A 12942-nucleotide genomic window follows, 5' to 3' on the forward strand; every position below is an offset into this window, starting at 1 on the left:
TGCCGATCCTTCGTCGTTCAGAGAGGTCCCGTAGCCATGCCCCTTGTGCCGACAGCACACGCTGTGTGTGATCTGTGTGCCGCGCAGATCCCCGACGCTCCCCCTACCGGCAAACGCAGCCCGCTGTGCCGTGTCTGCGAGGCTCTTCCGTTCTGCGATGACTGCGGCGAGCGTGCCACCGAGATTCGCCGCACTGTCGACGATGGCACATTGTGCACGCACTGCGCAGCTCGATGGCGCGAATGCGAATGCTGCCAGCGCTACACCACTGATGGTGCGTCCACGATCAACGACGGCGTCGTGTGCGACTCGTGCGGAGATGATCATTATTGGCGATGCTCGGACTGCGGGCTGCTCGCACGCTCGCTGCGCACGCTCGACAACGGTGACGAGGTCTGCGGCGACTGTGAATACCAATACCGCGCATGCGGTGACTGCGACCGCCTGACCAGCCACGGCACCTACTGCGCACACTGCGAATCCAGCCAGCGCGACGACCGCGTCTACGACTACTCCTACAAACCCGAGCCGGTCTTCCACGGCCAGGGCCCGGTGTTTCTCGGGCTGGAACTCGAGGTCAAAACCCCCGGCACCGCGCTCGAGGACTGCGTCGACATCGCCACGAGCCACCTCGACACGGTGGCCTATCTCAAAGAGGACGGCTCCATCGGCTACAGCGGCGGATTCGAAATCGTCACCCACCCCATGAGCTACACGTGGGCCATCGACGAGTTCCCGTGGAATGTGCTGCGGGAGCTCCGCATTCGCGGCGCCTACATCGACAACCACCTCGGCATCCACGTCCACGTCTCCCGCGACGGATTCGACTCCCCCGCCCACGTGTACCGGTGGATGAAATTCGTGTACCGCAACGAAACCCACGCCACCCGCCTGGCGCGGCGACGCAGCGACGACTGGGCCAGCTTCGACCCCGACGCCCGCGCCGAGATCGTCAACTTCGCCAAAGGCGACCGCTTCGGCTACGGCCGCTACCAAGCCATCAACGTCTGCCCGCAAGACACCTTCGAAGTCCGCATCTTCGCCAGCTCCCTACAACCCCAACAAGTCCAAGCCGCACTCGCCTTCGTCGCCGCCTCCGTGGAATACACCCGCACCCTCACCTCCGGCGACGTGGCGCGCCGGCGCGGCTGGGAATGGACCGCATTCGTCGCCTGGGTGCGACACCACCCGATCTATCTGCCCTTGCTGGCGGAAATGGAGGCCCTCTCGTGTGCATCCTGAGCTTCTACAAACCCGGTATCGCCCCGGATCTCGACGCTCTGCGCAATGGTGCGGTCGCCAATCCCCATGGGCACGGATACGCACTCATCGCCGACGGACGAATCCGCGTCGGCCGCGGACTCGACGCCGACACCGTGATCGACGAGTTCGCCTCCATGCGAGCGCAATTCCCCGACACACCAGCCTTGTTCCACTCGCGGCTGGCCACCCACGGCCATATCGACGAACAGAACTGTCACCCCTTCGCCATCGGCGGCGACGAGCGAACAGTCCTGGCACACAACGGGATTCTGCCCGAGAGCGTGCACCCCCGAATCGGGGATCCCCGCTCCGACACCCGGGTAGCAGCCGAGGACTTCCTCCCCCACGAACCGTTCGGGCCGCTGGATTCCTGGATCGGCCGCAGCGGGCTCGAGGACTGGCTGGCCGGGGACAAAATGATCATCCTGACCGTCGATCCCCGCTACAAACACACCGCCTACCTGCTCAACGAGCACCGCGGACATTGGAGCAGCAACGGGATCTGGTACTCCAACCACTCCTACCTGTGGCGCGCACTGGAAACCCCCCACAAGCCCGGCGGCTACCTCTACGACTACTGCGACTACTGCGGCCAGTTCGACCTCGAACGCCCCGGACCGCACTGCACCAGCTGCGGGTTCTGCGATGAATGCTGGCAGGAATTCCCGCACTGCGAATGCGAATTCCTCACCGGCACCGAACGATACGCCGACCTGAGCTTCTCCGACGTCGCCTGAACCGGTCGGCCCGCACCGACCGCCACCGTCCGTATTCGACATCCAGCGGCACCCAGCCCGACAAGAAGGAGTTCCGAGCGTGATTCACCGGTTCGCTCCATCTAGCCCGCACCCAGCCGACAGCTGTCGGCCGACCAGGCTGCGCGGCGGTGACTCGTGAATGGTGACTTGAACAGCTATTCTGCCCGGCTGCGCGTCGATCCCCGCTACGTCGAGGTCGTCTCTGCGCCGCCGGTGACCGGCATACTGGTCGTCGGTTACCGTGCCTGCTTCGCGACCGCCCCGAAGCCCAGCACGCCGGTGGCGGCCTTCCCCACAATCACGCAGGCGACGACCACTGCCATCACCGCACCGCCGATGGCGCTGGTGTCGGTCGAACGCGCCACCCAGATCATTCGAGACCATGAAACTCACTGGGAAGAAGACTATTTCGGCGGCTTCGGCGACTCCGGCATCGACTGGTGCCTCATCCCGGTCGATCCCACGTTCGACGGCGGGTTCGTCGTCGCCGAGGGCTGGTGGGCTGCCGGCGGCTACCAGGCTGTCCTCACACGATCGGTGATCGCCAACGCACCCACCGCGCCGACCGTCGTCGCCGTGCACAACGCCCACCCGAGCACCGGCCGCAAAAGGTGGTGATCAGCAGCGCCGCGGCCCTGGTGGCCTGGATCGAGGCAGCCCTGCCCGAGGCCGACCCCGCGGCCTTCGGCCCGTGGCTCGCCGAGCCGCCCGGCCCAGGTGCGCTCGCCGCCATCGTGCACATCCGCATCGAATCCACAAACCAGCCAACGCAGTCCGCCTGCGTGACCTTGTCGGCTCACCCGCTCACCGACAACCGCACCGCCCCCTGACGACGTCCCGCTGCCCCGGACAATCGAGCAATCTGAGGAGAACTGTGAACTCCGAAGCCACGTCATCGAATTCGTCCCGCCCACCGATCCCCGCGCACCTGCACGACGCACCGACCGCACAAGGGCTGACCATCCCGTACCTGACCCTGTGCCACCGCGGGCGAGTCTCACCAGTGTGGGGTGCGATCGACCCCGAACGCTACGCACTGGTGCTGGCACTGCGCCTGTGTCAGGTGTGCGGGGAACCCCTCGGCACCGGCGAGGGACCCAGGAACCACGTCGTGGTCTTCATCCGGCCACAAGACTGGGTTCGGGGAATCGGCCCGGAGCCCGGCCTGCACCCCGACTGCGCCGCATACGCCACCCGCGGATGCCCGATGCTGGCCGGCCGCATGCCGACCTACCGCTCCAATGCAGTCGCCGCTCGCATCACGCCGTGCGATGACCCGGAATGCGATTGCCGGCAATGGACCCCGCCCGGTTCGGAGTCCGAAGAGTCCCAGCGGGCGGGCAAGCCTTGTCAGCGTTCACTCAATTCCCCACCTGGAAATTCACGTAATTGGACAGGTGGTGGGGTCCTGAGTGTTGGTTCTACCCGACCTCCTTGCGTGTTGTCTTGTGTTCGGTTCGGGCCCCGGGGCGTTTGTTGGGGCGGTAGGAGGGTCCGTTCATGAACACCTGGTGGCTGGTGTTGATGAGGCGGTCCAGCAGTGATTCGGCGACTACGGGATTCGGGAACAGTGGGTACCAGTCGACCGGGGAGCGGTTGGAGGTCAGCACCATCGAGCCGCCGGCGGCGGTGCGTTCGGAGATCAGTTCGTAGAGGTCGTCGGCCTGGGGCGCGGTGAGCTCGCGCATCCCGAAGTCGTCGAGGATCAGCACGGGCGGGCGGACGAACTCGCGCAGGCGTTTGTCCCAGGTGCGGTCGGCGTGACCACCGGCCAGCGTTGCGAGCAGGCGGCTGGTTTTGAGGAACCGGACCTCGGCGCCCTGGCGGATCGCCAGATGCCCCAAACCCTGTGCTACGTGTGTTTTTCCGACTCCAACCGGGCCATATAAGACTACCGACTCACCCGCGCCCAGCCACCGCAGCGCGGCGAGGTCGCGGATCTGGGCGGCGGGAAGCTTCGGGCTGGCGGCGAAGTCGAACTCTTCGAGGGTGAGTTGTTGTTCGAACTGGGCTCTGCGGATGCGGCGGGCGATGGATTGCGATTCCCGCCTCGAGATTTCGTCGTGGCAGAGGACTTGCAGGAACTCGATATGCCCGAGATCGCCCGCGCGGGCTTGGGCGAGGCGGGATTCGAGGGTTTGCAGCATGCCCGAGAGCTTCAAGGTCCGCAGCGCTTGTTCGAGGGAGGCGTCGACGATCATGCCGAAACCCCCTGACCGCGACCGGAATCGGTGAGACCGTCGCGGTCGTCGATGTCGTCGATGTCCATGACGGAGTTCGTGATGGCGGTGATCACGGACGGGTGGTCCGGATTGGGCAGGGCCATCACGGCGGCGAACAGCCGCGAAGGACCGTGCAGGAACGCCGCGGCTCCTCCATCTCCGGTCGCCGGCGGCGGCGGATCGGCCTCCAGCCCGGCAGCGAGGATTCCTTTGATGGTCCGATAGGACGGGTCCCCGACGGTGATCGCTTTGGCGCAGGCCAATTCGAGCCGATCGGGGCTGTGACGGTCGGCCAGGCCGAGCACGCCCTGGGCGGCCCGAAGCCGGAAAAGCGCGTTGTCGGTGAGGAGTTCGGCGATCACGGCGACCGTCGCCTCACCGATCTCGGCGGCGCGGTTGCGGCACCAGGTCGGGCCCTTCATGGCGAAGGCGACCTTCTCCGGCGGATAGTGCGACATATTCGATTGCTTGCCCAACGGCTTGCGCACATGGGTGGCGACCAGCTCACCGCGGTCGAAGATCTGGACCATGTCATGGGTCGACCGGGCGTCGAGCTGGCGGCCGATCAACCGCCACGGCACCGAATACAAGGTCTTGCCGACCTTGATATGAATATCGGGCCCGACCTTGCCGGTCGACCAGTCCGCGAGCTGGAACTCCCGCTCCGGCAACGCCATCAGAGCCTCGGATTCGACCGCCTCGAACACCGAGGCCGGGGACGCGCCCTGCAATGGCCGGCACGATCGGGCCCCGGCGACCTCGCGGCACCACACCAGCGCCGCGTCCTGCATCTGGGCCAGCGAGTTCCATTCCCGCCCCCGCCACAGCGAATCCCGGACATATGGCATAGGTCTTTCGACCCTGGGCTTGTCTTTCGGTTTCCCGCGTCGGGCTGGATCCACCAGCGTCCCATAGTGATTGGCCAGCTCGGCATAGGAGCGGTTGATCTTCGGGTCATACAGATCCGGACGCGCGACCCCGGTCCGCAGATTGTCCGGGACGAGGCGTTTGGGCACGCCACCGAAGAACCGGAACGCCAGCACATGGCATTCGGTCCAGGCGTGTTGGTCCATGGTCAGCACCGGGCGCACGAACATGAACCGTGAGGTCGCCAGCACCATCACGAACGCCCAGATCCGGCGTTTGCGGCCGCCGATCGGGTCGGTCCACGAACCCAGATATCCGTAATCGATCTGGGCTTCCTCGCCCGCTGGCGGGTCTTCCCGCAGCACCGTTACCCGCTCGCGCAGGTTCTCCTCGGGCAGGTTGGCATCCATATAGCGTTTCAGCGACGACACCGAGGCCAGGACCCCGTGTTCGTCACGCAACCGCTGCCAGATCGTCTGCCTCGTCACCCCGGCCCGAACCATCGCCACGATGAAATCGCGATGGGCTTCGAACTCCGGCCAGGTGGTCTGCCGCACCCGAGTGTCAGCCATATGCGGAAACCACGCCCCTACCAGGGATTTCCACTCCTCCGCCGTCAGGGCGGGGTCACCGGGCGAGAGCCCGGCACCGACTGCGGGCTCCACATACTTACGCACTGTCTTGCGGTCCAAACCCAAACTGGCCGCGATCTGGTTCTGCGAACGACCCGCATGCCAGTGAATCAAGATCTCGACGATATCGACCACGTCGAACGTTCTCCTCGCCAATCCCGGCTCCCATCACATCCAGATGGAAGCTCAGCCTGTCTTGCCTGCGAGGACCCTGCCAGCCGAGATCCGCCTTCCCCATGGGGAATTACGTGAACGCGACCCTGAGGAATTACGTGAACGAGAACCAACCTCGGTTGGGGAATTTCATGAACGCCGACAAGCCTGCCGACCCCTGGTACTCCATGTTGATCGACGCACGCGACTACCAGATCGTGCACTACCGCGGCGACGAATCCGGGCCCTCCGGATACGGCGTCACCTTGCGCGGAATACAGGTCCTGCGGCTACGGAAAGTAGGTGGCACGGCCGAACACGAGCGGACAGTTCTGGACGTGTTCGCAGCCGCCCTGGATCTGACTCGGCTCGCAGACCGCCTATGACCCGACCGCGATCGCTGACCGGGTCATGCTGGGTCGGTCCGGGACATGGAAAGACCCCCGGTGCAAGGCGGGACTTCAGTAGGTTTGCGGCGCAACTGAAGACACCATCCCGGGGGCCTTCCTGTGGAGCAACGCGGTAGTGGGCTACCGGCGCTGCGTCATGATGTCCAACGGCAGCCCGAGTGTCTATCCCTGACTGCCGAATTCAACTACCCCTCGACCACCTCCTCCCGAGGCTCCCGAGCATCGGAATGGCCTCTATGTCGTGCTGGACGTATCCGCGGATCTCCGCACGGAGTTCGGCCGGCGTGACGTTGAAGACAAAGACAAGGCGTGCAGTCCCGAGCACACATGCAGCGATGACCACGACGGCCGACACGGATGACTGTGGCGTCGACCACGTCGACGCATCGGGCAGGTACACCCCGTGTGCGGGGGCCTGCGATCGGGGAACGATTACTCCATGGCGAAAACTATTGCCAGGTAAGCGAAAACCCCCGACGCGATTGCAGATGGAGCTAGCTGAGGGTCCTCGCGAAGTGCGTTACCGCGCAACGCTTGTCATCGTAGTCTTGAAGTCGGCTCGATACACCACCCCCCTTTCGATTCCCGAGCTATCGGAGTGGTCTAATAAGCACCGTCGGCCTCGGCTGGCGGCAAGTCTCGAATCGGCGGCATGGCCCTTCGCGCGTAGGTCTGTTCGGGGTTCACGGTGATCACGTCGAGTTGCTGCACCAGCGTCCCCGGAATCTCCGCGCCCTCGAAGTGCTCCGGGCTGGGGACTATCACCGCTTCGGCGTCCAGGCGGGTTGCCTGTGCCCTCAGACGGGCCAGCGGGGGCCGTACGAACCTGGGGTCGTAGACCACCATGTCGGCGAAGTCGTATCCGAGACGCGTGGCGAGCTTGCGGATTTGGCTCTGGTCCCAGAGTTGGGCCACTCCAGATACGTCGGTGCGAAGATATCCCAAACACGTTGGTTTGTAACGCATTACAGCCCCTCGGTCTTCGTGTCCATCAAGTGCGATGTGTCCGTGGACCTCCAGGTAGAACCCGGAGTAGTCCTCTGATTCGTCTCCGGTGCTCTGGAGTTCCAGCACGCCGCCGGGGAACTCGAAGAGCCGCGTCCGTCTGGTCATCGGGTGCCCCTGTCCGCCGCTGGTACGGCAACTCCGGAATCGGGAGGTGCGACCTCCCCTGAGCGCCTAATCGCGACGTTAGAGATGGGATGCGCTGCAAGAACAGGAAATTGCTCCAGATTGCTCCAAGATTGGGCCATTGTGCTGGGCATTTCTAGCCATACTGGAAGCCTGGACACTCTCTACGGAGGTACTGCCATGCTGTTGCGATTCCTTGGTAAGAACACCCAGGGCAACCATTCCCCCACGCTGTGGGCATCGGACCGCGGTACCTACGTGACCCAAGGGTGGCGTGTACCGGGCAGTCCGGAACTGATCGAAATCCCGCACCCCTTGCTCGCGTACCTCGAGCCAGGCACGTGCCTCGGGGTGCTGTTGCACGACACGGGCCACGGGACGTTCACGCTGACCGGTGAACCGGTCACTGACCCGGATGCGTTGGCGCAGATGGATCTTCCGTCGCACGAGCGCGCTATCGAGGTGCCCATGGGGAAAGAGATTCGCCGCGATGCTCCACGTAATTGATCACGAGTTCGGGGACATGTTCCGGTCGTGTCGGAAATCGGCCTTTCACCTGGAGGTGCAAGATGTGTACGAGACGCCTGAGGAATCCGAGCCGTTCCGGAAGTTCCTGAACGGCGAGCCGGACGATTTTGCCTGGCTCCAGGGTTGGTTCGATCTTGTTCGTGAATCGAGCAAGCGGGGGGTTGCTTTCACTCGAGTACGGGTCGTCACGGTGCCGCATGTCGACTACGTCCGTTGGAGTTTGGCGGTGTCGCCCCTGAATATCGAAGCAGGCGAGGATATTCGGTACCTGCCACGGCATCTTGTCAACGCCGACGACCTTACGGCCGACGACTACTGGCTGTTCGATGACAGCACAGTCGCGTACACGCTGTTCACTCCAGACGGTGCGGCAGCTGGGGCGGCGGTCACGACGGACCCGGTACTGGTGCGCCGGTGCGCGCAGGTTCGTGATGCCGTTTGGCGGCAAGCGATTCCCTACGCCGAATATCGTCGGACTACCGTCACTGCGTGACCAACGTCCACAAGGCTCGGGAGGCACTCGGGCAGCGACTTCGAGACCTTCGCCGGGATGCTGGTCTAACCGGCCGTCAGCTTGCAGACCTGGCGGCCTGGCACCCCTCGAAGGTCTCGAAGATCGAGTACGGCAAGCAGACGCCAACCGAGCATGACATTCGGACGTGGTGCGGGCTCACCGCCGGCGAGGGGCACGAGGCGGATCTCGTCGCCAGCCTCCGCAACATCGATGCCGCCTACCTCGAATGGCGGCGTTCGCTCGGAACCGGCATGCGCCGAGTGCAGCAGCAGGTCAACCAAATCGAGTCGGAGACCGGCCTTCTCCGCGGCTACGATCCGGCCCTGGTTCCGGGTCTTCTCCACACCCCGGAATACGCCGAGGCCATGTTTCGCCGGGTGTCCGAGTTCAACCAGACGCCCAACGACGCAGAGGAAGCAGTCGCCGCCCGCATGGAGCGGCAGCAGCAATACCTGTACCGGGGAAAACGGCGTGTTCACTACCTCATCGGAGAGCAAGCGCTCTATACGACCGTGGGCGATGACGGCGTGATGTTCGGCCAGTTGGATCGATTGGTGACAGCAATGTCCCTGCCTCGAGTCTTGCTGGGAATCGTGCCCAAGATGGCTCAATATCTAGTCTCCCCAACCAATTTCGTCATCTATGACAACCGGCTTGCGGTTGCCGAAGGCGTGACCGCCGCCCTGACCACCACCCAGCCTCGGGAGGTGGCCGCGTTCACCCGCGCGTTCGAGCTCCTGGCGGACCAAGCTGTCACGGGAGGCGCGGCCCGCGAGTTGATCAGCAATGCGCTCGCAGCGCGAAGGCGTGCCATCGATGGTGGGTGACTGGGCTTCAGGCGGAACCTCGTAGAGGGCTGGGGAGTGGTCCAAGGCCGAAGTGACCCGGATTGCGGCAGACGGGTCGTCCGGATTTTGTCACTTTGACCAGTTTCTTGACCTTTGGCAGGTCCAACTGGAGCGCACAGCTTCCGCAGCGCGGTGGCGACGATTCTGGACGACGCCGGATTGTCGGCATGGGTGACCGCGGACGTGCTCATGCATGTTGATCCGGCCATGACCCAGCGACACTACACGGCTCGCGGGCGGGCGCACCAGGCTGCCGCCGATGCGCTCGATCGGGCAGCCAGCGGGCAAGGCTGATCGCCATAGAAAGAGGAATTAGTTGGGAGATCCGGAAAAGCAAGAGGCCGGCCCTCTGGGAGGAACCGGCCTTCACCTGCGGTGATTGTGGAGCTAAGGGAAATCGAAGCCCTGACCTTCTCGATGCGAACGACGGCGCGGTCCGTTTTGGGTAGTTACGGCGGTGTTGGTAACCGAGGCAGCGATTCAGCAAGCCGCGAAGGCCGCCGTACAGCGTCCAAGCGACAGCCACGTATCGTCGAAGTTGCAGCGCCGGAGACCACCAGCAGCCAGTCCAGGAAACCCCACGAAATCGAGTCACTCCGTTCGCCCAGGATCAGCCTCTTAAACAAGCGGGCCCCTCGAAGCTGACCTGCACCTCCCCCTCTCGTCACACCCCTCGGGCCGGAACAGCACGCCTTCGAGATCAGCATCGTGGAACCAACATCCTGAGAGCACAGTGTTGAGTCGGCCTGAAGCGCAATCCGAAGTGCTGAACCACTTCTGAAGCGAGGACAGCCGAATCCATCTGACAACTCGGCATAGAAAGACGTTCTGTGCCTTGGGTGTCTGGACGTGGGGAACGTCCTCCTGATGCGCTTGTCGGGCTTGGTGTCCCATCGCTGTAGGAGGACGTTCCATGGGTAACGGTAGTGGCGTTTCCCGGGGTGATCGCAATCGCAACGCGCGTTTGGCCCGGCTGCGGGAACTGATTCCGACGGGAAACGCGATCGTCGGGATCGATCTGGCCGAACGCAAACAGATGGTGGTCGTCGCCGATCACGACTCGAAGGTGCTGGCGCGCAGAATATTCCGGTGCCGCGCCTGGGACCTCGGGGCAGCACTGGACTGGGCGGCAGATCATGCCGCCAGAGCTGGTTTCGCCGGGGTGAGTGTGGCGTGTGAACCGACAGGCCATCGATGGCGGGTGCTGGGGCAGTTGGCCGCCGACCGCGGCATGTCGTTCGTGTGCGTGCAACCGGCGATGACCACCTGGTCGCGGCGCGCCGAGGACCTCACCAGCGATAAGACCGATGACAAGGACGCCGTGCTGATCGCCCGGCTCGCCGCGCAGTTGCGGTGCTATGCGCCCGAGCCGGTCGACGAAACCTGGGGCAGGTTGCGGCATTTGGGTGCTCGACGCGAGCATCTGATCGTCGGGATCGTCGCCCAGGTTCAGCAGATGCGGGCGTTGCTGGAATGTGTGTGGCCGGCCGCGCTCGAGGCCGCGCGTCAACCGTTCCGTTCCCGTTCCTGGGTGGTGGCGATGGGGGTGATCTGCGGCCGTGACCGCGGTGACCTGGCCCGGACGCGGCGTCTCGGGTCAGCGCGGCTCGAACAAGCGGTGCGTTCGGGTGTCGTTCGTGAGGGCGGGCAGCGGCCCTGTCTGCGGATCGTGCGGAAACTGTTTGCTGCTCTGCAGGATTCGGCCGGTGTCGTGGCCCATCGACGTGGTGCGTTGGAGCGGGTGCAGCTGTTGCTCGCCGATTGGGCCGCCGATCGGCAACGGCTGGCAGACACCGAGGCGCGCATGACCGCGGTGCTCGACGAGCTCGGGTTGACCACGCTGGTCACCTCGATCACCGGACTGTCCGCGGTCGGAGCCGCTGCCATCCTGGCCGAAACCGGTGACCTCACACGGTTTCGGACTGCCCGCGCCGTGGTCAAACACGCTGGCCTGGCGCCACGGGAAAAGCAGTCCGGAGCCTTCACCGGCCGCACCAAAATCACCGGCCACGGTCGACCCGGACTGCGGTTGGCCGCCTGGCGCGCAGTCTTCGCCGCTCGCCACGCCAACCCCGTCTATGCTGCTCGCTACCAGCATTTGACCAGCAGAGACACCAACAAACTCACCCGGGCCCAAGCCGAAGCCGCGCTCGCAGCCGCGATCCTGCGGCACCTGCATGCCGTAGTCACCACTGGCCAACGCTGGAACGCCGAGATAGCCACCCACGGCAGATCGAAACCGTCCATGACCTCGACGGGACTGCCCCGGCTTCGGTTGACTCCTGACCTGAGGAGACCAGCTGGTCTTCTCCGTGAGAGGATGCATTACCGTGCCGAAGGCTTACCCCGAAGAATTCCGTCGTGACGTCGTAGCGGTCGCCCGCAAGGGCCAGGCGCCGTTGACACAGATCGCGAAGGATTTCGGGATCTCCGAGAGCTGCCTGGCGAACTGGCTCAAGAAGGCCGACATCGAAGACGGCAACCGGCCCGGGGCGACCCGGGCGGAGTCCGAAGAGCTGCGTGAGCTGCGGAAACGTAACAAGCTGTTGGAGCAGGAGAACGAGGTCCTGCGGCGGGCGGCAGCGTTCTTCGCTCGCGAGCTGCCCCCAAAATGATGTTCCCGCTGGTCCGAGATCTTGCCGCTGACCGAATCCCGGTGGCGGTGGCCTGCCGGGTATTGGGATTCACGAAACAGGCCTACTACAAATGGGCACAAAACCCTGTGTCCCAGCGTGATTGGGACGACGCGCATCTGATCAACGCCGCATTGGATATTCACGCCGACGACCCGGAGTTCGGCTACCGGTTCATCGCCGACGAACTCGACGACCTCGGGTTCGAGGCCGGGGAGAACCGGGTGCAGCGCCTGTGCTCGCTGCAGGGCATCTACAGCGCGTTCGCCAAGAAGCGGGGATTGACCCGCCGGCCGGGCCCGCCGGTCCACGACGACCTGGTCCGCCGCGATTTCACCGCAGACGGCCCGAACCGCCTGTGGCTGACCGATATCAGCGAGCACCGCACCAGTGAGGGCAAGCTCTACATTTGCGCGGTGAAGGATGTGTGGTCCAACCGGATCGTCGGCTACTCGATCGACGACCGGATGACTGCGGAGCTGGCGTGCTCGGCGCTGCGCAACGCGATCGGGCTGCGGTCACCGGCCGCTACGATCGTACATTCCGACAGGGGCAGTCAATTTCGCTCCCGAAAGTTCGTGAACCTGTTGTCCCGCAACAGATTGCACGGCTCGATGGGCCGGGTGGCCGCGTGCGCGGACAACTCGGCCATGGAATCGTGGTTCGCCCTGCTGCAACGCAACGTGCTCGACCGAAAACGGTGGGACACAAAGGAAGAACTCCGCCTGGCCATGGTCCACTGGATAGAGCGGACCTACCACCGGCGGCGGCGTCAACGTGGTCTGTCCCGACTGACCCCGGTCGAGTATGAGACCCTGTACAAGGCCTCACTCGCGGCCTGAAACCACCACAACCCGCGAGTCAATCAGATCCGGGGCAGTCCCCCCTTGAATCCCCCCGGTTTTGATGCACACCGGTTTATCTGTCTCCAGCCGGTTGCTCGGCGTGGAGTGCATAGTAGTCGGCTTCGAACTCGACCGGTG

General features: G+C 64.4%; 12 protein-coding genes and 2 pseudogenes. 11 read left to right on the forward strand and 3 right to left on the reverse strand.

All coding sequences use genetic code 11. From position 1 onward, the window contains the following. Nucleotides 1-300: 300 nt before the first annotated feature. The 4 genes from ACFXIV_RS37070 to ACFXIV_RS37085 all read left to right on the forward strand — a co-directional run bounded on the left by ACFXIV_RS37070 (nucleotide 301) and on the right by ACFXIV_RS37085 (nucleotide 2851). Nucleotides 301-1242 (forward strand): hypothetical protein, encoded by a 942-nt coding sequence (locus ACFXIV_RS37070; protein WP_379405011.1) that lies wholly within the window; start codon nucleotides 301-303, stop codon nucleotides 1240-1242. After that, nucleotides 1230-2000: a class II glutamine amidotransferase gene (locus ACFXIV_RS37075; protein WP_379405009.1), complete on the forward strand. Its 771-nt coding sequence runs from the start codon at nucleotides 1230-1232 to the stop codon at nucleotides 1998-2000. The genes ACFXIV_RS37070 and ACFXIV_RS37075 overlap by 13 nt, the downstream gene beginning before the upstream one ends. Before the next feature lie 168 nt (nucleotides 2001-2168). Beyond that, nucleotides 2169-2639, forward strand: a complete 471-nt coding sequence (locus ACFXIV_RS37080; RefSeq protein WP_379405007.1) for a hypothetical protein — start codon at nucleotides 2169-2171, stop codon at nucleotides 2637-2639. Continuing rightward, entirely contained in the window at nucleotides 2636-2851 is a 216-nt protein-coding gene (locus ACFXIV_RS37085; protein WP_379405005.1) for a hypothetical protein, read from the forward strand. Before ACFXIV_RS37080 ends, ACFXIV_RS37085 begins: the two co-directional genes overlap by 4 nt. A gap of 591 nt (nucleotides 2852-3442) precedes the next feature. Here ACFXIV_RS37085 and istB read toward each other — a convergent pair. Both istB and istA read right to left on the reverse strand, forming a co-directional pair. Beyond that, nucleotides 3443-4222 carry an IS21-like element helper ATPase IstB gene (gene istB, locus ACFXIV_RS37090; protein WP_379405003.1) on the reverse strand — a complete coding sequence of 260 codons (780 nt, stop codon included), beginning with the start codon at nucleotides 4220-4222 and terminating at the stop codon, nucleotides 3443-3445. A gap of 140 nt (nucleotides 4223-4362) precedes the next feature. Further along, nucleotides 4363-5877, reverse strand: a pseudogene (istA, locus tag ACFXIV_RS37095) (IS21 family transposase); the annotation flags it as partial. Between the two features lie 170 nt (nucleotides 5878-6047). Here istA and ACFXIV_RS37100 point away from each other — a divergent pair. Next, a complete protein-coding gene (locus ACFXIV_RS37100) occupies nucleotides 6048-6281 on the forward strand; it encodes a hypothetical protein (RefSeq protein ID WP_379405001.1) in 234 nt (77 codons plus the stop codon). Between the two features lie 627 nt (nucleotides 6282-6908). On the opposite strand, the gene ACFXIV_RS37105 is transcribed toward ACFXIV_RS37100, so the two are convergent. Then, nucleotides 6909-7418: a hypothetical protein gene (locus tag ACFXIV_RS37105; protein WP_379404999.1), complete on the reverse strand. Its 510-nt coding sequence runs from the start codon at nucleotides 7416-7418 to the stop codon at nucleotides 6909-6911. A 198-nt stretch (nucleotides 7419-7616) separates the two neighbouring features. Between ACFXIV_RS37105 and ACFXIV_RS37110 the strand changes: the two genes are divergently transcribed. The 6 genes and pseudogenes from ACFXIV_RS37110 to ACFXIV_RS37135 all read left to right on the forward strand — a co-directional run bounded on the left by ACFXIV_RS37110 (nucleotide 7617) and on the right by ACFXIV_RS37135 (nucleotide 12801). Beyond that, complete coding sequence (locus ACFXIV_RS37110; protein ID WP_379404997.1) at nucleotides 7617-7943, forward strand: hypothetical protein; 327 nt, start codon at nucleotides 7617-7619, stop codon at nucleotides 7941-7943. Nucleotides 7944-7959: 16 nt separating this feature from the next. Further along, nucleotides 7960-8457, forward strand: a complete 498-nt coding sequence (locus ACFXIV_RS37115; RefSeq protein ID WP_379421400.1) for a DUF6879 family protein — start codon at nucleotides 7960-7962, stop codon at nucleotides 8455-8457. Continuing rightward, nucleotides 8454-9305 (forward strand): helix-turn-helix domain-containing protein, encoded by an 852-nt coding sequence (locus ACFXIV_RS37120; RefSeq protein ID WP_379404993.1) that lies wholly within the window; start codon nucleotides 8454-8456, stop codon nucleotides 9303-9305. Before ACFXIV_RS37115 ends, ACFXIV_RS37120 begins: the two co-directional genes overlap by 4 nt. Before the next feature lie 132 nt (nucleotides 9306-9437). Then, a pseudogene (locus tag ACFXIV_RS37125) lies at nucleotides 9438-9620 on the forward strand (site-specific integrase); the annotation flags it as partial. A gap of 619 nt (nucleotides 9621-10239) precedes the next feature. After that, nucleotides 10240-11691 (forward strand): IS110 family transposase, encoded by a 1452-nt coding sequence (locus tag ACFXIV_RS37130; RefSeq protein WP_379421398.1) that lies wholly within the window; start codon nucleotides 10240-10242, stop codon nucleotides 11689-11691. After that, nucleotides 11657-12801 (forward strand): IS3 family transposase gene (locus ACFXIV_RS37135; RefSeq protein ID WP_379405980.1). Its coding sequence is split into 2 segments (ribosomal slippage): nucleotides 11657-11930 and nucleotides 11930-12801, totalling 1146 coding nucleotides; the frame shifts between segments, so codons are not numbered across the junction. Before ACFXIV_RS37130 ends, ACFXIV_RS37135 begins: the two co-directional genes overlap by 35 nt. Nucleotides 12802-12942 lie beyond the last annotated feature (141 nt).

The organism is Nocardia sp. NPDC059236 (assembly GCF_042754085.1).
Lineage (GTDB): Bacteria > Actinomycetota > Actinomycetes > Mycobacteriales > Mycobacteriaceae > Nocardia.